Raw genomic sequence first — 24,487 nt, forward strand, 5'->3', positions numbered from 1 at the left:
CTCGACGACGCGCTGGCGCTGGTCGAACTGGCCGGCTACCCCCACGTCCTCGCCCACGAGGCCTACGCCCTGCTCGGCCTCACCCGCGCCGCCACCGCCCGCGCCCTCGTCGCCCGCGGCCCCGACGCCCTCCGCGTCGTCGCCGCCGACGGCTGGAGCGACGACGACGCGCGCCACGCCGCCGCCCAGCCGGGCGACCGCCTCCACATCGGCTGCGGCACCCATCGCGACGAGAGCTGGGAAATCCTCGCCGACGTCCGCGAGGCGCTGAACGACCGCTGCACCGCCGTCGCCATCCGCAAGCTGGTCGACACCGCCGTCACCCTCGATCGCTATCGCCGCGAGGAAAAGCAGCGGACCGCCCTCTGGCCCGCCGACACCCTCGAGACCGACGGCGGCCTCTGGGTGTCCGAACAGATGACCGAGCTGCTGTCCATCGCCCGGCGCATCGCTCCCTCCGACGTCACGGTGCTCCTCACCGGCGAAACCGGCACCGGCAAGGAAGTCCTGGCGCGCGCGATTCACCGCGCCTCGGCGCGCGCCGCCAGGCCCTTCGTGCCGTTCAACTGCACCGCGGTGCCGCGCGAGATGCTCGAGAGCCAGCTGTTCGGCTACCGCAAGGGGGCCTTCACCGGCGCCAACGAGGCCTTCGACGGCGTCATCCGCGCCGCCGCCGGCGGCACGCTGTTCCTCGACGAGATCGCCGAGATCGGTCCCGACCTCCAGCCCAAGCTGCTGCGCTTCCTCGAAACCCACGAAGTGCACGGGCTCGGCGAGTCGCAGCCGGTCAGGGTGGACGTGCGCGTCATCGCCGCGACCAACGCCGATCTCGAGAGCCTGGTCACCGACGGACGCTTCCGCGACGACCTCTTCTACCGCCTGAACGTCGTCCGTCTGAGACTGCCGCCGCTGCGCGAGCGGCGCGAGGAGATTCCCGCGCTGGTGGACCACTACCTGCGCAGCGCCGCCGACGAGCAGAAGAAGGGGCGCCTCACGCTGGACGACGAGACGCTCGAGTACCTGGTGCTCTACTCGTGGCCGGGGAACGTGCGCCAGCTGGTGAACGAGGTCAGCCGCATCGTCGCCTACGCGGACCCCGACAGTACGGTCACGCCGGCGCTGCTGTCGCCGGAGATTCAGACCTCGCGGCGCACGATCCGCGTCCACCCCGGCGACGAGCCCGAGATCAGCGTCCGCCTCGACCAGCCGCTGAACGACGCGATCGAGATGATCGAGCGGATGATGGTGCTGCGCGCGCTCGAGCGGGCACACGGCAACTACGAGAACGCCGCGCGGCTGCTCGGCATCTCGCGCAAGGGGCTGTTCCTGAAACGGCGGCGCTGGGGCATGCAGCGCGCCGCGGCGGCCAGCTAGCCCGGGCCGCCCGCAACCTTTTCGTCCCGGCGTCCGTCCAAGTCTCCTTGGATATCCCCCACAATGTGGTTTAAATCGAAAACGGCCGCGCTCGGCGACTTCGAGCAGCTCGTGCTGCTCGGCGTCCTGCGGCTGGCGGACGAGGCCTACGGCGCCAGCATCCGCCAGGAAATCCACGCCCGCTCGGGCCGCGACGTGTCGATCAACGCGGTCTACACCACGCTCGATCGCCTCGAGGGCAAGGGGCTGCTCCGCTCGTGGGTCGGCGAGCCGACCGCGCAGCGCGGCGGGCGCCGGCGGAAGTTCTACGCCGTCACCCCCGCCGGCGTGAGCGCCGTGCGGCACGCCTACCTGGCGCTGCGTTCCATGGCCGACGGCCTCGAGGATCGGCTCGGCGCGAAGTGAGCGACCGGATTCCGCCGCTCGCCGTCCGTCTGCTCTCCCGGCGGCTGCCGCCGGAGTGGCAGGACTTCATCCTCGGCGATCTCGAGGAGGAGTTCCGCGCGCGCGCCGCGTCGGCGCCGGCCGCGGCGCGCCGCTGGCTGTGGGGCCAGGTGCTTCGCTGCCTGATAACGCCGCCCGCGCCCTCGCGTCCCGCATCCCGTTCCCGTCCTGGTCCCCGCGGAGATTCATTCATGCGCACGCTTCTCTCCGATGCGCGCCACGCGCTTCGGGTGTTCACTCGCACGCCGTCGTACGCCGTCGCCGTCGTCGCCGTTCTCGCCCTCGGCATCGGCGCCAACACGGCCATCTTCAGCATCGTCAACGCGGTGCTGCTGCGGCCGCTGCCGTTCGAGGCGCCCGGCCGGCTGGTCCGCCTGTTTCACATTCCGCCGCAGGCGACGTTTCCCGGCATGGCGACGTTCTCGCTGTCGCCGGCGAACTTCCTCGACTGGCAGCGGGAGAGCAGGTCGTTCGAGGCGATGGCGGCGTACAGCTTCCGCCAGCTGACGCTGACCGGCGCCGGCAACGCCGAAGCGCTGCGCGTCGCGGTGGTCGGACCGGAGTTCTTCAGGATCGTCCGGACGCAGCCGGCGCTGGGGCGCACGTTCCTGCCGGAGGAGCACGAGCCGGAGCGCTCGCGCGTGCTCGTCGTGAGCGACGGCTTCTGGCGCAGCCATCTCGGCGGAGCGCGCGACGCCGTCGGCCGCACGCTGACCTTCGACGGGCAGGCCTTCACGGTGGTCGGGGTGATGCCGCCGCAGTTCTCGGTGCGCGCGTGGGGCGCGACCACGGTGCCGATGTGGCGGCCGCTGGCGTGGACCGGCAAGGAGCGCGCGGTTCGCGAGAACCACAACTACCAGGCGATCGGCCGGCTGGCAGACGGCGTGTCGCTCGGCGCGGCGAAGGCGGAGCTGGAGGTGATCTCGAAGCGCCTCGAACGGCAGTATCCGGCCGACAACGCCGGCTGGGGCGGGACGGCGATCCCGCTGCAGGAACTGCTGGTCGGCGACGTGCGGACGTCCCTCTGGATTCTGCTCGGCGCCGTCGCGCTGGTGCTGCTCATCGCGTGCGCGAACGTCGGCAACCTGATCCTCGCCCGGTCGATGGGCCGGCAGAAGGAGCTCGCCATCCGCGCCGCGCTCGGCGCCGGGCGGCGCCGCGTCTTCCAGCACCTGATCGTGGAATCGCTGGTGCTGGCACTGGCGGGCGGCGCGCTCGGCCTGTTCCTCGCCGGCTGGGCGATCTCGACGGGACGGACGATGCTCGAGGACCAGGTGCCGCGCGCCGGCGAGGCGTCGCTCGACGTGCGCGTCCTGCTGTTCGTCGCCGGCGCCTCGCTGCTGACCGGGGTGCTCGCCGGCGCGATCCCGGCGCTCCGCGCCGGCCGCACCGATCTGAACGACACGCTGAAGGAAGGCGGGCGGAGCGACGCCTCCGGCGCCGGCTCGTTCACGCGGCGCGTCCTCATCGTCGCCGAAGTGGCGCTCTCGCTGATGCTGCTGATGGGGGCCGGCGTGATGCTGCGCAGCCTGCACAACCTGAGGAACGTCGACGCCGGCTTCAATCCGCGCGGCGTCCTCAAGGTCGAGATCACCCTGCCGGACGCGCGCTACAAGGAACCGGCGCAGATCCGCGGCTTCTTCGACGCGCTGCTCGAGCGGGTGCGCGCGCTTCCCGGCGTGGTGAGCGCCGGCATGATCGACACCCTGCCCGCCACCGGCGGCGGATCGGTGCAGCCGATCGTCGTCGAGGGACGTCCCGAGCTGAAGCCGAGCGAACAGCCGACGGTGTCGGTGCGCTTCGGCGGCGGCGGCTACATCAAGACGATGGAGATTCCGCTGCTCGCGGGGCGGGATTTCATCGCCGCCGACGCCGAAGCGATGCTGATCAGCGCCTCGGCGGCGAAGCTGCTGTGGGGGGACGCCGATCCGCTCGGCAAGCGGGTGACGCTGCCGCTGATCTCGCGCGAGCTGAAGATCGAGGTGATCGGCATCGTCGGCGACGTGCGCGAGCAGCTCTCGGAGCAGGCGCCGCCGACGGTCTACTACTACAAGCGCGACCTGCCGTTCGGGCAGACCGCGGTCGCGATCCGCAGCGCGGGCGATCCGCTGCTGCTGGCGCGTCCGGTGATCGCGGCGGTGCGGGCGATGGATCGCGACCTGCCGGTGCAGGAGGTCCGCACCATGGATCAGGTCATCGAGGAGACGCTCGTGGCCGAGCGGTTCCGCGCGCTGCTGCTGCAGATTTTCGCCGGCGCGGCGCTGGCGCTCGCGTCCGTCGGCATCTACAGCGTGCTGTCGTACCTGGTGCGCGGCCGGCGGCGCGAGATCGGGATCCGCACCGCGCTCGGCGCGCGCACCGGCGACGTCGTCCGGATGGTGGTGATCGAGGGGCTCAAGCCCGCGCTGCTCGGCATCGCGCTCGGCGCCGCCGGCGCGCTGCTCGCCGCGCGGCTGCTCGAAAAGATGGTGTTCGGCGTGACGGCAACCGATCCGCTGACGCTCACGGCGGTCGCGTTCACGCTGCTCGCGGTCTCGGTCGCGGCCAGCCTGGTCCCGGCGTGGCGGGCGTCGAAGCTCGATCCGCTGATCGTGCTGCGCGACAGCTAGGCCGTCGCGGTCACGATCCGAGCACGCGCTTCGCCTGCGCGTTGTGGCGGATGGTGTGAGCGGTCGCCCATTCGCCGAACTGCCGCAGGGTGATCGTGCCGAGCGCCGGATGCGTGATCGCGCAGGTGGCGCCGCGCGGCTCGTCGAGCGCGGCGAGCGCCGCGTCCAGTCTCGCGGCTGATTCGGCCAGCAGGTCGAGCACGGCGTCCCGGCGGACGTCGCCCGGGGGCTGCACCCGCTTGCCGGCCTCGATCTTCTGCGGCATGCCGGCGACGACCTCGCTCCACGGCCTCTCGGCCGCGCCGTCGGCCAGCGGCTGTGCCACGGGCCGGGCGCCCGAGACGATGTCCGCGAACTGGCCGTCGACCGTCGCGACGTGCCACCCGATCTGCGCGGCCGACCAGCCGCCATCCGGCGGCTGCCGGTGCACCGCATCGTCGGCCGCCTCGCGCAGGCGCTTGACGAACCGCTCGTGCGCCTCGCGGTACGACTGCCGCGTCCGCGCGATCAACTCGTGGTGACTCTCCACGCGTGCGCCCTCCCCTTTCCCGCGGCGCTAGCCGCCGAAGTACGAGGGAATCGGCATGTCGCGCATGGTGTGCAGGCCGGGCGCGACCTCCAGGATCTTCGGGATCGAGTTCACGGTGATCGACGCGGTGGCGACGTCGCCGTGCACGCCCCCCGCGATCCTGCTGGTGATGCTCGGCGAACCGGCGATCTGCACCTGATCGTACGACTCCGGCGCGCCCAGATAGGCCTCCATGTGGAGGGTGATGACCGGCTTGCCGTGGCGGTAGCCGATGCCGTCCTGCACCAGGCCGCAGACGTAGCCCTCGTCAACCGCCAGGAACTCGCTCGACACGGTCGAGGTCGCGATCTTGGGATGGATCTCGTCGGTGATCCGATCCAGCTTCCAGCCCATGGCATCGGCGATCATCGAGACCGATTCGGCGAGGCCGACGTGGCGCACGCTGGCGTCGTCCACCTTCTTCTGGAACTGCTCGCGGGTCAGGCCGGCGCCGATCTTCTGCTGGAACGGCAGCCGCCGCACGCGCGCGTCCTGGATCCGATCGACACGGATGCTGTCGACGCGCTCGCAGACGCCGGTCAGCGTGATCGGCAGCGCGTCCATCGTGAAGCCCGGGTTCACGCCGGTGCCGAGCACGGCGACCCTGGCCTTCTTGGCCAGCGCGTGGATCTCGCGCGCGTAGCGCATGTTGCCGCCGGTCGGATAGGCCAGCTCCTCGGTGGTCGAGACGATCGGCACCTTGAGCTTCAGGATCTGTTCGATCTGCGGGAGCACCCTCTTCAGCGACGACAACGTGCAGAGCACCACGACATCCGGCTTCGCCGACTTGATGGTCTTTCGCGCGTCGTCCGACACCTTGATGCGAAGCGGACGGCCGACGCCGGCGACCTCGCCGAGATCGCGTCCCGCCTTGGCGGGATCGATGTCGACCGCGCCGACGATCTTGAAGCCGCGGCGCTCCGCGACCTGCTTGACGACCGCCGCGCCGATCGGCCCGAGCCCGTAATGGACGACGCGAATGGGTCCTTTCCGTACTGCCATCTACGACTCCTGTAGCGATGAATCCAAGCGGCCGATTATACCTTCATGATGTAGGATTCCGCAGTGCACGCGATGCGGAGCGGGCTGACGCGCGTGGCGTCGGCGCCAGCCGTACTTGCCGGCGCGATTGCCGTGCTGTGGTGGCTCGAGGGTCCCTGGAATCCGCGAATCATGATCGCGGCGTTCCTGCTGTGGGCGTTTCTTTCGGGCGGCGTCATCGATCGATACGCGCGCGGCCGCCCGACGCGGGCGCGCGGCTTCTTCGCGGCCTGCGGCGCCCACGTCTCCGCGATGATCCGCCTCGGACTCGCCGTCGGGCTCGCCCATGCCGCTCTCCATGCCACCCTGGGCTCCCGGGTGGACAATCCGTACGTGATGGCGGCGGCGATCGTCCTGCTGCTCGTGATCTCGGCGGTGGGCGTCTACGGGCAGATCCGCCTCGTGGTCGAGGATCGCCGCAGCGCCCTCGGCGCGCTGCTCGCCGGAGCGCGATTTGCGCGACGCAATCCCGCGGCCCTCGCGCTGGTCGCGGTGTTCGCCGCGCTCTTGTGGGGAGCGACGGCGGCGATGGCGGCGCTCGAGCCGGCGCCGCCCGACGGCGCGGCCGCCGCGCTGCACGTGGCGGTGCGGCTCGCCGCGGTCGCCTATCTTGCGCTGGCGCTGCATGCCGCCGGCGTCGTGCTGTTCCAGTCGCGTCTCGCCCACGCCGGCTACACCGCCGGTCCGCCGCACGAGTGGCCCGACTCCCCGGCCGCGGAAGCGATCGCCAACGCGGCCCACGTTCCGCGATGACGACCCACCTCCGCACCGCCCGAATCCTCGTCGTCGACGACGAGGACGCCAACGTCGAGATCCTCCGGCGGGTGCTGCGCCGCGCCGGGTTCGCCAGCGTCGACACCACGACCGATTCGCGGCAGGTCGCCCCGCTGTACCTGAAGCATCGCCACGATCTGATCCTGCTCGACCTGCACATGCCGCACATGGACGGCCTCGAGGTGATGGATCAGCTCAACGAGATCGCCTCCGCGTCCTACCTGCCCATCCTGATCCTCTCGGGCGACCTGACGCCGGAGGCGCGGCGCGACGCGCTGTCGCGCGGCGCGAAGGACTTCGTCAACAAGCCGTTCCAGCAGGACGAGCTCCTGCTGCGGATCCGCACGCTGCTCGAGACCCGCCTGCTCTACGTCCGGATCCAGCGGCAGAACCGGCAGCTCGAGGACGCGGTCCGCGAGCGCACCCGCGAGCTGGTCGAATCGCAGATCGAGATGATCGAGCGGCTGGCGATCGCCGCCGAGTACCGCGACGACAACACCGGCCAGCACACGCAGCGCGTCGGGCAGATGTCGGCGCTCGTCGCGCGCCAGCTCGGCCTGCCCGACGCGCAGGTGTCGCTGATCGCGCGCGCCGCGCCGCTGCACGACGTCGGCAAGATCGGCGTCCCCGACACGATCCTGATGAAGATGGGGAAGCTGACCGCGGCCGAGTTCGAGATCGTCAAACAGCACACGACGATCGGCGCGCGGATCCTGTCCGGCGGGAAGTTTCCGCTGCTGCGGCTGGCGGAGGAGATCGCGCAGTTCCACCATGAGCGCTGGGACGGCCACGGCTACGCCGGCATGCGCGGCGCCGATGTGCCGCTCGCCGGACGCATCGTCGCGGTGGCGGACGTCTTCGACGCGCTGACGCAGCAGCGGCCGTACAAGCCGGCGTGGCCGGTCGCCGAAGCGATCGCCGAGATCGATCGTCAGCGCGAGCGGCAGTTCGACGCCGCGGTGGTCGACGCCTTCCTCCGCGTCATCCAGTCCTCCCCGGGCACGCTGCCGAAAAACTTCACCTGATATAGTTCTGCCCCATGAAGAACGGGACGGACGCCATTGTCGAATGGCTGCGGCAGCGCCTCGCGCTGTCCGCGGCGCGCGGTTTCGTGTTCGGGCTGAGCGGCGGCATCGATTCCGCGGTCGTGTCGCGCCTGTGCCAGCTCGCCTCCCCGGGCAACGTCGTCGGCGTGCTGATGCCGTGCCACAGCGACCCGCGCGACGAGAGCGACGCGCGCCTGGTCGCCGATCATTTCGAGATTCCCACCATCCGCGTCGACCTGGCGCCGGCCTACGATCACTTCACCGGCACGCTCCAGCAGGCGGTGAAGACGCTCCCCCACGAACTGATGCCGGACGCCGCGCACCAGTCCGAGGACCTGAAGGCCAGGCTGCCGCTCGCGAACGTGAAGCCGCGCCTGCGCATGACGACGCTCTACTTCGTGGCCAACACGCTGAACTACATGGTGGCGGGCACCGGCAACCGCAGCGAGCTGTCGATCGGCTACTTCACGAAGTACGGCGACGGCGGCGTCGACCTGCTGCCGATCGGCAACCTGCTGAAGAGCGAGGTCCGCGCCGCGGCGCGCGCGCTCGGCGTGCCCGAGCCGGTCATCGACAAGGCGCCGAGCGCCGGCCTCTGGCTCGGGCAGACCGACGAGGCGGAGATGGGCTTCTCCTACGCCGAGCTGGAGGACTACCTGACCAGGGGGCCGCAGACGGTGTCCCCGGCGCTGGCGATGCGAATCGATCGCCTGATGCGGAGCAGCGAGCACAAGCGCGCGCTCGCCCCCGCGCCCGGAGGCAGTGATGACCAGTAGCAGCGTTCGCGCGGGTTCCGCGCTCCGCCGGTTCGTCCTCCCCACGGCGCTCGCCGCGCTGTTGGTCACGTTCGCCAGCGCGCAGCAGCAGGCCATCCAGACGCCGGAGGAGTACTTCGGCTTCCGCATGGGGACGGACAACAAGCTGGCGCGGTGGGACAGGATCGTCCAGTACTTCCAGCAGATCTCCGCCGGCTCCGACCGCGTGCGCTACCGCGAGCTGGGCAAGTCGACCAACGGCAACCCGTTCGTCGCGCTCGAGATCGCGAGCGCCGACACGCTGAAGAGCCTGGACCGCTACAAACAGCTCCAGCGCAAGCTCTATTTCCAGGGGGGCGCGCCGAGCGACGCCGAGCGGGACGAGATCTTCCAGCAGGGCAAGGCGGTCGTCGTGGTGACGACGACGATTCACGCGACCGAGATTGGCGCCTCGCAGATGGTGGTCGAGCTCGTGCACCGGCTGGCGACGGAGAACTCGCCGGCGGTGAAGAAGATCCTCGACAACGTCATCTTCGTGCTGGTGCCCAGCCTGAACCCGGACGGCCAGATCATGGTGACCGACTGGTTCAACAAGAACCTCGACACGCCGTTCGCCAACAGCCAGATTCCGTATCTCTACCACCCCTACGTCGGCCACGACAACAACCGCGACATGTACATGTTCACGCAGAAGGAGAGCCAGCTCACGGCGAAGCTGCTGTGGCAGGACTGGTTCCCCGCGGTGTGGCTCGACGAGCACCAGCAGGGCAGCGGCGGCGCGCGGATCTTCGTGATGCCGGCGACCGACCCGATCAATCCGAACGTCCACCCGCTGATCTACCGCTGGAACGGCATCCTCGGACAGTCGCAGGCGGCGGCGCTCGAGGCGGCGGGCAAGGAAGGGATCATCTACAACTCGACGTACACGAACTTCTGGCAGGGAGCGATGGCGTGGAGCGGCTGGTGGCACAACCAGGTCGGCCTGCTCACGGAGGTGGCGAGCGTGCGCGTGGCCGCGCCCACCGAACAGCAGCGCGCCGTGCCGGGCACTCCGGCAGGCTCGGCGCAGGGGGGCGGAGCGCCAGGCGGCCGGGGCGGCGCCGCGACGGGCTCGGGGCGAGGCGGACGCGGGGACGGCGGCGGGATGCTGCCGCCGCCCAACGACGTCAATCCCCGCACCGAGTATCCCCGCCCGTGGATGGGCGGCCGGTGGACCCTGCGCGACATCGTCGATTACGAGCTGATCGCGACGATGGGGCTGCTCGATACGCTGGCGGATCGGCGTGAAGCGCTGCTGCGCCAGATCTACGAAGTGAACCGCGTCACCGTCGAGAACGGGCGCAAGGGGGATCCGGCGGCGATCGTGATTCCGTTCGAGTCGCAGCACGACCCGCAGGAAGCGGCCGTCCTCGTCGACAAGCTGCAGATGGCCGGCGTGGAGGTCTATCGGGCCGACGCGCCGTTCGAGGCGGACGGCCAGCAGCATCCGGCAGGCACCTTCGTGGTGCCGATGGCGCAGGTTTTCGCGCGCTACGCCAAGGACATTCTCGAACGGCAGACCTATCCCGAAGTCCGGCGCTCGCCGACCTCGCCCCCCGAACCGCCGTACGACGTCACGGCGTGGTCGCTCGGCATGCTGCTCGGCGTCGATCACGTCGTCGTCCGGCGTCCGCTGGCGGAGGGAGTGAAGCTGACCAGGCTCACGGCGGCGCCGAAGCTCGAAGGACGCGTGACCGGCACGGCGTCGGCGCGGCAGCCGTACGTGTTCGACTATCGCGGACCGCTTGCGGCACGGGCGATGAACCGTCTGCTGAAGGACGGCGCACGCCTCGCGCTCGAGCCCGCGGCGGATGCCCGTCCGGCGCGGGTGTGGGTGCTGAGCGCGAACCGCAAGTCCATCGATGCCGTCGCCGCCGATCTGGGGATGCGTATCGGCACCGCGGAGGGGAGCGCGCCGGCCGGCGCACTCCCGATCAAGGCGCCGCGCGTCGGCATGTACTCACCCTGGACCGGCGGCAACATGGACGAAGGGTGGACGCGCTGGGTCCTGGAGCAGTACGAGTTCGGCCTGACGACGCTGCACAACGCCGAGTTCCGCGCCGGCAAGCTGCGCGAGAAGTTCGATGTGATCATCCTGCCGGATCAGAGCCCCAACGGGATCGTGAACGGGGCGAACGGTCCGGCGATCCGTCCGGAGTATCGCGGCGGCATCGGCGACGAGGGGATCGCGGCGATCCGCGAGTTCATCGCCCGCGGCGGGACGCTGGTCACGCTCGGCGCGGCGTCGGATCTGGCGATCGAACGCCTGGGCGTTCCGCTGAAGAACCTGAAGTCCGGGCTGTCGCGGGACCAGCACTTCGCGCCCGGGACCATCCTGCGCATCGAAGTCGACACGGCAAACCCGATCGGCTACGGCATGAAGGGACAGACGACCGGGTTCTACAACAACAGTCCGTTCTTCAGCCAGGTCGAAGGGTTCGCCTCGCAGCGGCTGCAGGTGGTCGCACGGTATCCGAATTCCGACGTGGTCGCGTCAGGCTGGCTGCGGGGGGAAGAGCTGATGGCCGGACGCGCCGCGGTGGTCACGGCGGACATGAATCCGGGCCGGATCGTGCTGTTCGGCCTGCGGCCGCAGCACCGCGCGCAGACCCACGCCACGTTTCCGATGCTGTTCAACGCGCTCTATCTGTCGACGGCGGACGCGCGGACCGGTTCGTGAAGGCCGAATAATACTGAAGAAATCCTGAGATTGCCCCGCCGGCTCGGGCATAGAATCCGCCGCGAGGAGGGCTCGTGGCGCGCCGTGCTGTTTTCTACGGACTGATGCTGTCGCTGCTCGCGGTGCTGCCGGCGGCGGCGCAGGGACTCACCGGCGCCTTGATCGGCGTGGTCAAGGATCCGCACGGCGGCGTGATCCGCGGCGCCGAAGTGCGCGTGAGCTCCGATGCGCTGATCGGCGGTCCACACCGCCAGCTCACCAACGAAAAGGGACAGTTTCGCTTTCCCGCGCTGCCGCCGGGCACCTTCAGGCTCGAGGTGTCGTTCAAGGGCTTCGCGCCGCGGCGCGAGGAAGGCATCCTCGTAGCCTCGGGTGCGACCATCGAGCGCGTGAGCCTGCTCGAGCCGGCCGGCGTCGCCGAGGCGGTGGTCGTCGACGGCGGCGTCTCGCGGATCGACGCGCGCGATCCCGGCTTCGGCACGCGATTCGGCCCCGAGGATCTTCGCGCGATCCCCAGCCGCCGCGCCAGCATGTTCGACGCGCTGCGCAACACGCCCGGCATCTCGCCGACGTCGCCATCGAGCGGAACCGCGACGACCATCTCGGCGTTCGGGTCGGGCGCCAACGAGAACCAGTTCCTCATCGACGGCACCAACACGACATGCCCGTGCAACGGCGTCGCGCGGTCCGAGCCCGGTGTCGATTTCATCCAGGAGATCCAGGTGCAGTCGGTCGGCGCCTCCGCGGAGTTCGGCAACGTGCAGGGCGCGGTCATCAACGTGATCACCCGCCAGGGCAGCGAGCGGTTCGCCTACGACGCGTCCTACTACGGGCAGCCGTCCAATCTCACCGCGCAGCCGGTCACGCTCGCCTACGACAACGGGCGGCGCCGGAGCGGATACGAACGCGCGCGGTACCGGGATCTCACGACCAATCTCGGCGGCCCCGCGATCCGCAACCGCCTGTGGTTCTTCGCCGGATACCAGTACCTCCGCGACTACGACAGCCAGCCCGCGACCGATCCGCTGACGCCGCGGAAGTACGAGCAGAACAAGGTCTTCGCCAAGCTCACCTGGAGCTTCGGACCGGCGTGGCGCGTCGAGCAGACGTTCCACGAGGAGTTCTGGCAGAACCCGGATCAGCCGCGGGTCGATCGGCCGATCGAGACGACGGCGCGGCAGAACGCGCGGGTCCCGGCCGCGACCTACGCCCACGTCACGCACACCGTCTCGCCGCGCACCGTCTGGGACGCGCGCGTCGGCCGGTTCGACTATCTCGCCAGGCAGCCGCCGTACACGGGAGACACGTCGACGGCCAACCGTGTCGATGCGGTGACGAACGTCCAGAGCGGCGGGCCGGCCAGCTTCGGCGGTCTGGTCCTGATTCGCACCGTCGGCAAGGCGACGCTGAACCACTATCGCACCAGCCTCGGGCGCGCGGATCATGCCTTCAAAGTGGGCGCGCAGCTCGAGCGCGGCGAGCACCACACGGCGCAGGTCATCCCCACGGGTGTGCGCTACAGAGACAGCAACGGTCCGCTGAGCGCGACCTACGCCGAGCCCTCGAATACGGGGGCCGCGTTCCTCACCCTCGGACTGTTCGCGACCGACGCCGTCACCGTCGGCGAGCGGCTGACGGTGAACATCGGCGTGCGCTACGACCGCAGCCGCGCCTTCAGCCAGGACCTGCCGCGCGTGGATCTCACCGGCCGTGAGACCAACGAGATCGTGGCCGGCCTCGGCACGCTGTACGTGTGGAACATCCTGTCACCGCGCATGGGTGCGACGCTGCGCCTGGATCGCAGCGGCCGGACGATCCTGCGCGCCAGTTACGGGCGTTTCGCGCAAGGCGTGCTCACCGGCGAGCTGGGCGGCTTCCATCCGGGCTCGACCCGGACGGTGACGAAGGCGTACGTCCCGGCGGACGGCGGCTACACGAGAGAGACGCTTGTCGTCGACACGGCCAACCAGGTGCTCAATCGCGACCTTCGCGCGCCGCGCACCGACGAGTACGGCATCGGCGTCGATCGCGAGATGGCGCCGCGGCTGCAGGCGGCGGTCGCCTACATTCGCAAGTCCGGCGCGCACTACATCGGCTGGCAGGACATCGGCGGCATCTATCAGCTGCGTCCGCACAGGCTGGCGGACGGGCGGACGATCGACGTGTACGAGCGGCAGAATGGCGTCGCGGACCAGCGGTTCCTGTTGACCAATCCGCCGGGCTGGTCGATGACCTACAACGGGCTCGTCACCGCGATCGAGAAGCGGCGCGCCAACGGCTGGCAGGCGTTCGGTTCGTACACGTTTTCCCGTTCGTCGGGCCTGCAGGCCGGCTCCGGCGCAAGCGCGTCGGCGCAGCAGGTCAGCTCGATTGCGCCGCCGCCGGCGCCCGGCGGACTGTCGTTCGGCCGCGATCCCAACGATCTCACCAACGCGCGCGGGATCCTCGCGAACGACCGGCCGCACGTCTTCCGCCTGATGGGCGCCGCCGACGTCCCGCGCACCGGACTGGTGCTCGCCGCCAACCTGCAGCACCTCACCGGCAAGCCGTGGGCGGCGTCGGCGCAGGTCTCGGCGCCGCAGAGCCCCAACCTGAGGATCCTGCTCGAACCGCGCGGCACACGGCGGCTCTCGTCACAGACCCTGCTCGACCTGCGTATGTCGCGGCGCTTCGCGCTCGGTCAGGGGCGCGGCATCGAGCTGCTCCTGGACGTGCTCAACGCGCTGAACGAGTCGGCCGAAGAGAGCATCGTGGCCGACGTGCAGACGTCCGAGACGGTGAAGCTGAATCCCACCTTCGGGCAGCCGAACGCCTTCGTGGACCCGCGCCGGGTGATGCTCGGCGTGCGCCTCAATCTGGGAAAACCCTGAAGCTGTCCTGAGACTCGCGGGCACCGCATCCGTAAGGTGCTGACATGAAGAATCTGCTTCGCACCGCCGCCGCGGCCGTCGCGCTGCTCGCCAGCGCGGCCGTCGCACACGCCGACACCGTCCTGAATTGGAACGCGATCGCGGTCGCCACCTCCGCGGGCAATCCGTTCAACCAGGCGCGCATCCTCGCCACCACGCAGCTGGCGGTCTTCGAGGCCGTCAATGCGATCGACAGAACCTACGAACCATACCTGGGCACCGTGGTTGCCCCGGCCGGCGCCTCGGTCGACGCCGCCGTGATTGCCGCGGCGCACGGTGTGCTCAAGGCCTACGTGCCTTCCGCCGCCGCGTCGCTCGATGCATCGCGGGCGTCCTCCCTCGCCGCGATTCCGGACGGCCCGGCAAAGGCGGGCGGCATCGCCACGGGCGAGGCGGCCGCCGCTGCGCTGCTCGCCAACCGCCTCAACGACGGCTCGACGCCGGCGGAGTTCTATCTGCCGGCGTCGACCGATCCGTATCAGTGGCAGCTGACCGCCGGGTGCTCGGCCGCGGGCGGCGTGTCCGCCCACTGGCCAGGACTCAAGACGTTCGGCATTGCCGACGCCGCCGACTTCCGCGCCGATCCGCCCCCGGCGTTGAACACGCCGCAGTACGCGCGGTCGTTCGACGAGGTGAAGCGAGTCGGCAGCAAGACCAGCGCCGAACGGCCGCAGGACCGCACCGACGTCGCCCGCTTCTACGCCGCGACGTCGCCGGCCTACATCTTCAACATGGCGGCGCGCCAGATTGCCGCGGCGCAGGGTCGTTCGCTGGCACACAATGCCCGCGCGCTGGCGCTGATCAACATGGCCATCAGCGACGCCGCGGTCGCATCGTTCGGCACCAAGTACCACTACACCACCTGGCGCCCGGAGACCGCGATTCACAACGCGGAGGTCGACGACAATCCGCGGACGGAAGCGGACCCGACGTGGGAGCCGCTCATCACCGCGCCGTGCTTCCCGTCCTACACGTCGAATCACGCCAGCCTGAGCAGCGGCGGCGCGGAAGTGCTCCGCCGCCTCTACGGCGAGGGGGAGCACGCGATCGTCATCACCAATGCGGCGTTTCCGACCCTGACCTACCAATACACGGAGTTCAAGCAGATCCTGCAGGACATCTCCGACGCGCGCGTCTACGGCGGCATCCACTTCCGCTACGATCAGGACGCGGGGGAACAGCTCGGACGAGCCGTGGGCACGGCCGTCTTCAAGGGGAATCTGCGCCGGGTCAACGGACCGGAGTCGTAAGTCAGCGCGAGCCGCGGCCCGCAGGTCCGGGCCGCGGCCGCTCGATCAGCACGATGTCGCCGTTCTGAACCGTACGATCGAACACGATCGACGTGCCGTCTGCGGTGATGTCGAACGTCCTGACGGCGCCCAGCATTCTCATCGCGGTGAGCGTCCTGGTCTGGCTCGTGACCAGGTCCGTCACCGCGAAGTTGAACGCCGTCAGCATCGGAAGAAACACGAGCCGGCGGCTGTCGGGGGTGAACCGGTAGGCTCCAGGGATCGCGCGGATATCCGGGAGCGGCGCCGCGGTTCCATCGGGCGTCACGGCTTTCAGCAGCGCGCGCCCCTCGACGACCTGGGTCGAATACACGATCAACTTGCCGTCCGGCGACCACACGGGGTTCTGCACGCGGCCGGTCACGAGCCGGACCGGCGTTCCTCCATCCGCCGGAATCCTGAACAGTCCTTCTCCACCGCCGTCGTCACCGCCGACCACGATGGAACTGCCGTCCGGGGACCAGTCGGCCGCCGCCTGGCCAATCGCGCCGCGGATGTCGAGTGCGCCGCTGATCGTCCGGGGATTGGTGCCGTCGCGCCCGAGCGTCACCAGCCGCCGGCGGCCGGCGGCATCCCGCAGGAGTATCGCCAGACGGCGTCCGTCGCGCGAGACCGACACCGGCTCGGTGAGGCCGCCGTCCATGCCGTTCCAGATCTGCGACGCCTCCCCCGCGTCCTCGACGCGCCACAAGCTGTTGGCCCCGCCGCGCTCCGTCAGGTAATAGAGCGACGATCCGGCGAAGCGCGGGGCGAACGGATTCTCCTCGCCAATCGGGAACGGCCGGGCATCCGCCTCCGTCGCAGCCGCTTGATCGCGGATCGGGATGGACCACAGCTTCGGCTTCGGGTTCGTGACGGTTGCGACGATGCGGCGGCCGTCGCTGCTGGCCGAGACGCTCACGTAGCGCTCGAGCCCGGACACCGCGCGCCGGACCGTGCGGGTCGGCACGTCCACCGACCAGAGCCACGGACCCGAGAGATCGGGAGCGCGGGCCGTGAACAGCAGCGTGCGATCGTCGAGCGGAGCGACGTAATTGGCGTCGGTGCCGAGCGTGGTGATCTGTTCGCGCGAGCTGCCATCGGAGCGCACGCGCCAGACGTTCATGCCGGACGACGGGTCGGCGCCGTGCGTGAAGTAGATCCACTGGCCGTCGGCAGACCAGACCGGGTTGTGGGAATGCATGCCGACCGGATCGCCGGTGATCTGCTGCGGATCGGCCCCCATCGCCCGCGAGACGAATATCGGATCGCCGTTGTTCCCGAGGTGATACGCCACTCTCCCATCGGGAGACCACGAGGGCGCGAGACCCCTGCTGAGAAATGGGCGGGGCGCCCCCCCACCAAACGGCATCAACAGCAGCTGCCGCTCGCGCTCCAGACCGGCATGGAACCAGATCTGCGTGCCGTCCGCCGAGAATCCGACCGGAGAGATCACGTGATTGGGCGCCGGCGCCGCGACGGTTCCCCGGTCGGTGAGATTGGTCACCGTGCCGCTGCCGATCTGGCTCTGCCAGATATCGAACTTCCCGCCCTTGTCGGCGAGAAAGACCACGAACTTTCCGTCCTGCGAGATCTGCGCGGAGCCTTCCTCCCCCGGCCATCCGGTGAACCGCGAGAAGGTCGCGTTCGCCAGCGGATCGGCGACGGGCGGCGGACGGAGCAGCCATCCCGCGGAGCCGATCGCGAAACCGGCGATCACCAGGAGCGTCGCAGCGATCACCGCGCGCGGCATGCGCCGGCGCCCCAGCCGCCCGAAGACGGCGGCCGCGCTCGTCCCGCTCAGCATCTCGAGGCCGAATGCCAGGTCGCGCGCGGACTGGTAGCGGGATTCGCGAGTCTTCTCCAGACAGCGCGCGATCGCGCGCGCGATGCCGGGCGGCACGCTTCCCTGGTCCAGCTCGGGCGGTTCGGCATTGAGGATCGCCGCCATCGTGTCCGCGGCGGTGTCGCGGGAGAACGGCGCCCGTCCGGCGACCATCTCGTAGAGCACGGCGCCGAGACTGAAGATGTCGGATCGCGCGTCGACGCTCTCCCCTCGGATCTGCTCGGGAGACATGTAGCCGGCGGTCCCCACGATCGCGCCGACCCCGGTTTCCGTCGGCCGTCCGGTTGCCCGCAGCTCGTCGCCGGGCGCGTTGAGCTTGGCAATTCCGAAGTCGAGGATCTTCACCCGCCCGTCCGCGGTGATGAAGATGTTGTCCGGCTTGATGTCGCGATGGACGATGCCCTTGTCGTGCGCCGCGGCGAGCCCCTCCGCGACGTTGCGGGCGACGTCGATGGCCTTGCGCAGCGGCAGCGCCCCGTTGCGCAGCCGCGCGCGGAGCGACTCTCCTTCCAGCAGCTCCGACACGATGTAGGGCACGCTGTCGTCGACCGCGACGTCGTAGACCGCGAGGATGCTCGGATGGGCGATCGCCGCCGCGGCGCGCGCCTCCTGTTCGAAACGGCGCAGGCGGGACGGATCCGCGGACGCGGCGGCGATCAGCTTGAGCGCGACCTCGCGTCCGAGGCGGGCGTCGCGTGCGCGGTAGACCTCGCCCATGCCGCCGGCGCCGATCCAGCCGACGATCTCGTAGCGGCCGAGGCGCGTGCCGGCGGCAATCCCCGGGCTCATCGCGACCAGTCCACGTGCGTCTCGGTGGAATCGGCGGCGCGGACCCGCAGCGTCAGCAGCTGCGATCCGATCCGGATGCGATCGCCGTCGGCGATCGCGACCGGGGACGTCACCCGGACGTCGCCGTGAAACGTGCCGTTCTTGCTGCCGAAGTCTTCGAGCACCACGCCGGAGCCGCCGACCACGATCCGCGCATGCCGCCGCGACACCGTCGACGCGTCGATGCGAATCGCCGCGTCCGGGTCGCGGCCGATGACGTGCTCTCCCGCGTGCAGCGGGAACCGCTGGCTGCCCCATTCGAGCCAGTAGAGCGCCGGGCCGGCGTGCTCGCGCGCCGTCTCGCCGCAGAACGCATAACCGACGCGGTGGACGGTCCGGATGTAGAGCGGGTCGCGCGGCGAATCGCCGAGCGCGTCGCGGACTTCCCCGATCAGGTTGGACAGGTTGGCTTCGGCGACGAAGGTGTCGGGCCAGAGCCGCTGCTGCAGCGCGTCCTTCGACACCACGTTCGGCCGCTCGCGCACCAGCGCGGCGAGCAGATCGAACGCCTTGGTCGACAGGTGGATGCTGTCCCCGCCGCGGGTGAGCTGCCGCGCGTCGAGGTTCAACGCAAACGGGCCGAAGCAGATGGTCGTCATGCCCGCCCCGTCCATGGTCGCTAGCCGATGAGCCGCTCCGTGATCGCGTCCGCGGTCATGCCGAAGTGCGCCCACACCGCCTGGAAGGTATCCGAGGGGGCGATGCGCGGATCGACGATGCCGAAGTGGTCGAGGGTGATGCCGCGTCCGCCCAGCTTGCCGGCGGCATACGCGGCAAAGCCGCGCACCCCCGCGTCCGGCGTGCCGATGAGGCCATCTTCCAGCGTCGCCACGCGCGAGTAGCGGTCCGGCAGCGTCTCGAGGAAATCGCCGTCGATCGGAAACCCGTTCACCACGTAGACGTCGATCGCGGTGCCGCGCGCCGCCGCCTGGTCGCTCGCCTGCGCCGCGAGATAGCTCGGCGCACCGAGCGTGAGAATCGCCGCCCGGGCGCCGCTGCGCTCGCGGCACCTGGTGATTGGCGTCCAGGCGTCGCCCGCATTCCACAGCGGCGATCCGTCCTCGCGGGTGAGCACCGGCAGGTTGTCGCGCGGGACCGCGACGATGTGCCCGCCGTAACCGGCGGCGGCGTCGCGGACGGCGAGGAACGCGGCGCGCGCATCCGCCGGCGCATAGAACCGGCGCAGGTACGGCAGGTAGCCGAGCGCCAGATTGATCCAGTCGAGGCTCCAGCCCGAGAAGTGATCGCGTCCGGTACACGCGCCGACGTGCGCGAAGTGCATGAGCACGTTCAGCCCCTCGTTCGTGCCGGTGAGGTTGCGCTGGTACCGCCACATCTCGAATCCTTCGCGCGCGATCCCCTCGAGGAACGCGCCGAACGTCGAGAACACGTTGAGCTGCGGCTCCCGGCTGCTGTAGGCGAGGCCGTCGGCGAGGAGCGTCGCCGCCTGCTCCTCGATGCTCATCTCGAAGTGATGCGCCTCGGGCAGCGACTTGACCAGCTTCTCGAGCCGCGTCGACGGATTCAGGTCCGCCGAGACCACGAAGATCCGCTTCGCGTGCTTCTTCCCGAGCGCGACGTACGCCGCCTCCGACCCGGCGCGCGGCGACACCGGCTTCTCGGGTCCCGGCAGCGCGACCGCCGCGGCCTCGGCGTCGGTCAGCGTCAGGTTCGGCGAACCCTTGGCGGGCCGGGCCGTGGTCACCACCATGCGCGGCGGCTGCGAGCGCAGCTCCTCCAGGCGCGCCGTCTCCTCCGGCGTCATCGCCAGCAGCCGGTTCGACAGCACCGCCTGCGCGTCGCGTCCCTTCATCCCGCCGTCGTGATGCGCCTCGCCGCCCGGCAGATCGTTCACGTAGAAGAGGCACTGCAGCATCGCCTGCACGTCGCGGAAGCTCATGAGCGATCCGGGGATCCAGATCGCGCGATCGAGCGGCACGTCGTGCTGCTGCGCGAGCGCGCGCGCCTCGTCGAGGATGCCGTAGCGGCGGCCGAACTCTTCGATCGTGGCCGGCCGATCGTCGGCCGCGTGTCCCCAACCGGTCGGGTAGATCAACGTCGGCTCGCCGTTCTGCGCGTGGCGGAACGCCTCGCAGTACGCCGCGAACAGCTCGCGGCGATCGTGCAGGGAGCGGATTTCCAGGATCCTGACGCCGAAGCTGGCGACGATGCGGCGGGGATCCTGGTTCATGATGTGCCGCGTCGTGCCCGACAACTGGATGCCGTTGCGGTGCATCACGAAGGTCATCGGCGCGCGGTGGATCGCCGCGGCGTTGAGCCCGTTCAGCGCCTGGCCGGAAATCCAGCCGGCGTCGCCCGTGTGGCAGATCACGTGCGCGGCGCGGCCGTGATGCGCGCGAAGGCCGAGCGCCAGGCCGGCCCCGACCGGGAACATGACGCCGAGCCGTCCGGAGCTCAGCTCCGTGCCGCCCGGCACCCACGAGACGTGCCCGGCGATGTCGAGGCTGCGGCGGAACCCCTCGATGACGCGGCCGCGATCGAGAAACCCGAGCGCCGCCAGCGCCGAGTAGTAGCCGATGCTGGTGTGCCCGTGCTCGATGGTGTAGTGCGAGCGCCGGTAATCCGTCGCCGCGAGCGTCAGCAGCAGCGCCGGAATCAGCTCGAGGCCGCCGCCGAGGTGATCGATGTCGTTCACCTTCGCGAGCGAGACGAGCGACTCGATCGCGGTGCGCGCCGCGTCCTTCTCGAGCGCGGTCAACGCGAGATCCGTCTCCGGACGCAGCTCGCCGCTCGACAGATCGACGGTCACCGGCAGCACGGCGGACTCGACGCGGGCGTCGGCGTACTCGGTCGCGGTCAGGAGCGACGCGTTGCGAGCGTCCTGGTCGGCGGCGCGGGCGGCGAGCGGATCGGCGGTTCTGGTCGTCATGAAGGGGCTCAGTCTATCAGGAGGCGGCGTGCCAGCGCGTAATGGGCGGCGAGCGGTCCCTGCCCGTCGAGCTGCCGCGCCGCGGCGGCCAGCGCTCCCCCGGCGTGATCGCGAAACGCGCCCGGATCGGGAAACCCCTTGCGCGGCTCCAGCCTCGACAGGCGGGCGAACGCCAGCGCGGCATCGGCGTTGCCCACGAACGGCTGCCGGCGCGCGCGCAGCAGCCCGACGTCCTCGGGCGTCGCGGCGCGGTCGAAGAAGCCGCCGGTGCGCTCGTCGCGCATGTCGCGGACGACGAGGTGCCCGAGCTCCTCCGCCATCATCCGGTACGGCTCGAGGCCGCTCAGGTCGTGCGCGTCGAGGAGCGCGGCGATCGCCGCGACGTGATCCGCGAGCAGACCGCGCACGCGAGCCGAGCCGTCGAAGTAGTGCGCCACCCCCAGCGCGGGCCGGTAGCACAGCAGCAGGACGCGCTCGAACGAGGCGAGCGCTTCCCGCGCGAGATCGCTGTCGTCGAGCGCGGCGGCGGCCCTCAGCAGCGCGCCGGCGGCGGCGGCATTGCTGTCGACGTAGAACACCGCTTCCGCGTCGCTCCCGTGGTATCCCCCGGCCTCCGCTCTCAGCACGGTCGTGATGAAGGTCGCGATCGCGCGGGTACGTGCGGCGTCCGCCGGATCGTTCCACTCGGCCGCTGCCTCGGCATACACGCGGAGCAGCGACGCATTCGTCTCGAGCAGCTTCTCCTGATGCGGGAGCTGCCAGTCGCGGGTGGTGGCGTATCGATAGAAGCCGCCGCGCGCGCGGTCCCACAGACCGCCCTCCGCCATGGCATCGAGCGTGCGGCGCACCACCAGACGCCAGCGCTCGTCGCCGGTCTCGTGGAACAGACCCATCGCGAGATGCAGCGGCGCGGTGTGCGGAAACTTCGGTTCGATCCCGAAGCCGCCGTGTTCCTCGTCGAAGGCCGCGAAAATGGCGTCGATGAGGTCGCCGCTTGCCGCTGCCGGGTCGCCGCCGTCCGCTGTCCGCTCGCCGCTGGCCGCTGGCCGCTCGCCTTCCGCCGGCCGCCCGCCGCTGTCCGCTACCCGCGCGACCGCCGCCGCGACCTGGGTCAGCACGCCGGTCATCCGCTCGACGGGCACGAACGTACCGCCGGTGATGAGCGCGCCGCTCGCGGTGAGGAAGGCGGTCGTCGGCCAGCCGCCGAGGTTGTACCGCTCGTTGATGTCCGGCCGGCGATCGGTGTCGACGCGAACCGGAACGAAGCGCTCGTGGATGAGCGCCGCCACGGCCGGGTCGGCGTACGTCGTCCGGTCCATCTCGTGGCAGGCGCGGCACCAGGCGGCGGTGATCGACAGGAGGACGGGCTTCCCTTCGCGCGCCGCGCGCGCGAAGGCCTCGGCGTCCCACGGCAGCCAGCGGACCATGGCCACGTACTATAATGATCCGGATGCTCGTGCTGCGGTACGCGGCGCTGCTGGCGCTCGTCGTATGGGTGGGCGGCCTGGTGGCGCTCGGCGGAATCGCGGCCCCTTCGGTCTTCGACGTGATCGCCGAGCGGCAGCTCGCCGACGGGCGGGTGCTGTCGGGCGCGCTGTTCGGCGAGATGCTCGCGCGCTTCACCATTCTCAGCTACCTGTCGGGCGGCGCGCTGCTGCTGACGCTGATTCTCCGGCGCATTCTCGGACCGCGGCCGCATCGCTTCGCCTGGCGCGCCGGCATCACAGCGGTGATGCTCGCGGCCAGCGCCTACGGATCGATCCGGATCGCGGGACGCATCGGCCAGCTGCAGCGCGAGATCGGCGCCGCGCCGTCCTCGCTGTCCGAAGGAGACCCGCGGCGGGTGGAGTTCGGGCGGCTGCACGGCATCTCGACCGCGCTGCAGCTCGTGCCGCTGCTCGGCGGCCTCATGCTCATCTACTGGGAAATCAAAGAGTGACTGACATCGATCGATCCGATCTGCTGACGGCGATCGGCTCCGCCGTCGCGGCGGCGCCGACCGCCGATTCCGCCATGCAGCAGGTGGTCCGCCTGCTGAAGGACGCGGTCCCGCACTACACGTGGGTCGGGATCTACCTGGTCGAGGGAGACGAGCTGGTGCTGGGGCCGTTCCTCGGCAAGCCGTCGCCGCATACGCGGATCCCGCTCGGTCAAGGCATCTGCGGCGCCGCGGTGACCGAGAAATCGACCATCGTGGTCGACGACGTGAACGCCGATCCGCGGTATCTGGCGTGCAGCGTCGAAACCAGGTCGGAGATCGTGGTGCCGATCATGCGCGACGGGCAGCCGCTCGGCGAGATCGACATCGACAGCGATCGGCCGGCGGCGTTCGGCGACCGCGATCGCGCGCTGCTCGAGCCGGTCGCGGCGATGCTGGCCGACCGCTTCGACGAAGACTGATTCATGGCACACACCATCACGCTCATCCCCGGCGACGGCATCGGGCCGGAAGTCACGCAGGCGGTGCTGCGCATCTTCACGGCCGCCGGGCTGCAGATCGACTGGGATCGCCACGACGCCGGCGTGATCGCCTACCAGCGCCACGGACAGACGCTGCCGGCGGCGCTGCTCGATTCGGTCAAACGCAACAAGGTCGCGCTGAAGGGTCCGGTGACGACGCCGATCGGCGAAGGGTTCACCAGCGTGAACGTCGGCCTGCGGAAGGCGCTGGACCTCTACGCCAACCTGCGGCCGGTCAGCAACCTGCCGGGCGTGGCGAGCCGCTTCGAGAACGTCGACCTGGTGATCGTCCGCGAGAACACCGAGGATCTCTACGCCGGGCTCGAGCACGAGATTGTGCCCGGCATCGTCGAGAGCCTGAAGATCATCACCGAGAAGGCGTCGACGCGGATCGCGCGGTTCGCGTTCGAGCACGCGCGCCGGTCCGGGCGCACGCGGGTGACGGCGATCCACAAGGCCAACATCATGAAGCTGAGCGACGGGCTGTTCCTCGACAGCTGCCGCAGGGTGTCCCGCGAGTTCATCGACGTGGCCTACGACGAGCGGATCGTCGACGCGGCATGCATGCACCTGGTGATGCACCCGGAGAAGCTCGACGTGCTGCTGTTGCCCAACCTGTACGGCGACATCGTGTCGGACCTGTGCGCCGGGCTGGTGGGCGGGCTGGGGGTCGTACCGGGGGCCAACGTCGGCGTCGACAGCGCGGTGTTCGAGGCGGTGCACGGGAGCGCGCCCGACATCGCCGATCAGAACCTGGCGAATCCCACGGCGCTGCTCCTCTCGGGGCTGCTGATGCTCGAGCACATCGGCGAGCGCGATCGAGCGCAGCGGATCCGCGGCGCACTCGGTCGGGTCCTTGCCGCGGGGGCCGTCCGGACGCGCGATCTCGGAGGCACGGCGTCCACCACGGAATTCACGGATGCGGTCATCCGGGAGCTCGAAAAGACGGTATAGTT

At 70.3% G+C, this 24,487-nt stretch carries 18 protein-coding genes; 12 read left to right on the forward strand and 6 right to left on the reverse strand.

Going from position 1 to position 24,487, the window contains the following annotated elements; translation table 11 throughout:
- From VFK57_23480 to VFK57_23490, 3 genes are all read left to right on the forward strand, one after another.
- Positions 1-1,374 (forward strand): sigma-54 dependent transcriptional regulator (locus VFK57_23480; protein ID HET7698698.1); only part of this gene is annotated, 1,374 nt, incomplete at its 5' end.
- A 63-nt stretch (positions 1,375-1,437) separates the two neighbouring features.
- On the forward strand, positions 1,438-1,779 hold the full coding sequence (locus VFK57_23485; GenBank protein ID HET7698699.1) for a helix-turn-helix transcriptional regulator: 342 nt from the start codon (positions 1,438-1,440) through the stop codon (positions 1,777-1,779).
- The gene (locus tag VFK57_23490) at positions 1,776-4,427 is read left to right on the forward strand and encodes an ABC transporter permease (protein HET7698700.1); all 2,652 of its coding nucleotides are present in this window, start codon (positions 1,776-1,778) and stop codon (positions 4,425-4,427) included. Before VFK57_23485 ends, VFK57_23490 begins: the two co-directional genes overlap by 4 nt.
- A 10-nt stretch (positions 4,428-4,437) precedes the next feature.
- Here the strand turns inward: VFK57_23490 and VFK57_23495 are convergent, their stop codons facing one another.
- Positions 4,438-4,956 (reverse strand): DinB family protein, encoded by a 519-nt coding sequence (locus tag VFK57_23495; GenBank protein ID HET7698701.1) that lies wholly within the window; start codon positions 4,954-4,956, stop codon positions 4,438-4,440.
- 27 nt (positions 4,957-4,983) lie between these two features.
- Positions 4,984-5,997: a hypothetical protein gene (locus tag VFK57_23500; GenBank protein ID HET7698702.1), complete on the reverse strand. Its 1,014-nt coding sequence runs from the start codon at positions 5,995-5,997 to the stop codon at positions 4,984-4,986.
- 63 nt (positions 5,998-6,060) lie between these two features.
- On the opposite strand from VFK57_23500, the gene VFK57_23505 reads away from it, so the two are divergent.
- From VFK57_23505 to VFK57_23530, 6 genes are all read left to right on the forward strand, one after another.
- On the forward strand, positions 6,061-6,789 hold the full coding sequence (locus VFK57_23505) for a hypothetical protein (GenBank protein ID HET7698703.1): 729 nt from the start codon (positions 6,061-6,063) through the stop codon (positions 6,787-6,789).
- Complete coding sequence (locus VFK57_23510) at positions 6,786-7,835, forward strand: HD domain-containing phosphohydrolase (protein HET7698704.1); 1,050 nt, start codon at positions 6,786-6,788, stop codon at positions 7,833-7,835. Before VFK57_23505 ends, VFK57_23510 begins: the two co-directional genes overlap by 4 nt.
- A 14-nt stretch (positions 7,836-7,849) precedes the next feature.
- Positions 7,850-8,632 carry an NAD(+) synthase gene (gene nadE, locus VFK57_23515; GenBank protein ID HET7698705.1) on the forward strand — a complete coding sequence of 261 codons (783 nt, stop codon included), beginning with the start codon at positions 7,850-7,852 and terminating at the stop codon, positions 8,630-8,632.
- On the forward strand, positions 8,622-11,330 hold the full coding sequence (locus VFK57_23520; protein HET7698706.1) for a M14 family zinc carboxypeptidase: 2,709 nt from the start codon (positions 8,622-8,624) through the stop codon (positions 11,328-11,330). Before nadE ends, VFK57_23520 begins: the two co-directional genes overlap by 11 nt.
- 74 nt (positions 11,331-11,404) lie before the next feature.
- Positions 11,405-14,200: a TonB-dependent receptor gene (locus VFK57_23525; GenBank protein ID HET7698707.1), complete on the forward strand. Its 2,796-nt coding sequence runs from the start codon at positions 11,405-11,407 to the stop codon at positions 14,198-14,200.
- 44 nt (positions 14,201-14,244) lie between these two features.
- Complete coding sequence (locus VFK57_23530) at positions 14,245-15,489, forward strand: vanadium-dependent haloperoxidase (protein ID HET7698708.1); 1,245 nt, start codon at positions 14,245-14,247, stop codon at positions 15,487-15,489.
- A 1-nt stretch (position 15,490) separates the two neighbouring features.
- On the opposite strand, the gene VFK57_23535 is transcribed toward VFK57_23530, so the two are convergent.
- From VFK57_23535 to VFK57_23550, 4 genes are read right to left on the reverse strand one after another with little or no spacing between them, the layout of a single operon-like run.
- Positions 15,491-18,142: a protein kinase gene (locus tag VFK57_23535; GenBank protein HET7698709.1), complete on the reverse strand. Its 2,652-nt coding sequence runs from the start codon at positions 18,140-18,142 to the stop codon at positions 15,491-15,493.
- Positions 18,139-18,780, reverse strand: coding sequence for an FHA domain-containing protein (locus VFK57_23540; protein ID HET7698710.1), 642 nt, complete (start codon positions 18,778-18,780; stop codon positions 18,139-18,141). The genes VFK57_23535 and VFK57_23540 overlap by 4 nt, the downstream gene beginning before the upstream one ends.
- Positions 18,781-18,800: 20 nt before the next feature.
- On the reverse strand, positions 18,801-21,071 hold the full coding sequence (locus tag VFK57_23545) for a thiamine pyrophosphate-dependent enzyme (protein HET7698711.1): 2,271 nt from the start codon (positions 21,069-21,071) through the stop codon (positions 18,801-18,803).
- An 8-nt stretch (positions 21,072-21,079) separates the two neighbouring features.
- Positions 21,080-22,498, reverse strand: coding sequence for a DUF255 domain-containing protein (locus VFK57_23550; protein ID HET7698712.1), 1,419 nt, complete (start codon positions 22,496-22,498; stop codon positions 21,080-21,082).
- A gap of 23 nt (positions 22,499-22,521) precedes the next feature.
- Between VFK57_23550 and VFK57_23555 the strand changes: the two genes are divergently transcribed.
- The 3 genes from VFK57_23555 to VFK57_23565 are packed head-to-tail and all read left to right on the forward strand — an operon-like array spanning position 22,522 to position 24,485.
- A complete protein-coding gene (locus VFK57_23555) occupies positions 22,522-23,010 on the forward strand; it encodes a DUF4149 domain-containing protein (GenBank protein HET7698713.1) in 489 nt (162 codons plus the stop codon).
- The gene (locus VFK57_23560) at positions 23,007-23,471 is read left to right on the forward strand and encodes a GAF domain-containing protein (GenBank protein ID HET7698714.1); all 465 of its coding nucleotides are present in this window, start codon (positions 23,007-23,009) and stop codon (positions 23,469-23,471) included. The genes VFK57_23555 and VFK57_23560 overlap by 4 nt, the downstream gene beginning before the upstream one ends.
- 3 nt (positions 23,472-23,474) lie before the next feature.
- Positions 23,475-24,485: an isocitrate dehydrogenase (NAD(+)) gene (locus VFK57_23565; protein HET7698715.1), complete on the forward strand. Its 1,011-nt coding sequence runs from the start codon at positions 23,475-23,477 to the stop codon at positions 24,483-24,485.
- The last annotated feature ends 2 nt before the right edge of the window (positions 24,486-24,487 follow it).

Source organism: Vicinamibacterales bacterium (genome assembly GCA_035699745.1).
In the GTDB taxonomy this organism is placed as follows: domain Bacteria; phylum Acidobacteriota; class Vicinamibacteria; order Vicinamibacterales; family 2-12-FULL-66-21; genus JAICSD01.

Coding starts and splice junctions, on each gene's coding strand:
- VFK57_23485 (HET7698699.1), top strand. CDS start 1,438: ATGTGGTTTAAATCGAAAACGGCCGCGCTCGGCGACTTCGAGCAGCTC.
- VFK57_23500 (HET7698702.1), bottom strand. CDS start 5,997: ATGGCAGTACGGAAAGGACCCATTCGCGTCGTCCATTACGGGCTCGGG.
- VFK57_23510 (HET7698704.1), top strand. CDS start 6,786: ATGACGACCCACCTCCGCACCGCCCGAATCCTCGTCGTCGACGACGAG.
- nadE (HET7698705.1), top strand. CDS start 7,850: ATGAAGAACGGGACGGACGCCATTGTCGAATGGCTGCGGCAGCGCCTC.
- VFK57_23520 (HET7698706.1), top strand. CDS start 8,622: ATGACCAGTAGCAGCGTTCGCGCGGGTTCCGCGCTCCGCCGGTTCGTC.
- VFK57_23530 (HET7698708.1), top strand. CDS start 14,245: ATGAAGAATCTGCTTCGCACCGCCGCCGCGGCCGTCGCGCTGCTCGCC.
- VFK57_23535 (HET7698709.1), bottom strand. CDS start 18,142: ATGAGCCCGGGGATTGCCGCCGGCACGCGCCTCGGCCGCTACGAGATC.
- VFK57_23540 (HET7698710.1), bottom strand. CDS start 18,780: ATGACGACCATCTGCTTCGGCCCGTTTGCGTTGAACCTCGACGCGCGG.
- VFK57_23545 (HET7698711.1), bottom strand. CDS start 21,071: ATGACGACCAGAACCGCCGATCCGCTCGCCGCCCGCGCCGCCGACCAG.
- VFK57_23550 (HET7698712.1), bottom strand. CDS start 22,498: ATGGTCCGCTGGCTGCCGTGGGACGCCGAGGCCTTCGCGCGCGCGGCG.
- VFK57_23555 (HET7698713.1), top strand. CDS start 22,522: ATGCTCGTGCTGCGGTACGCGGCGCTGCTGGCGCTCGTCGTATGGGTG.
- VFK57_23565 (HET7698715.1), top strand. CDS start 23,475: ATGGCACACACCATCACGCTCATCCCCGGCGACGGCATCGGGCCGGAA.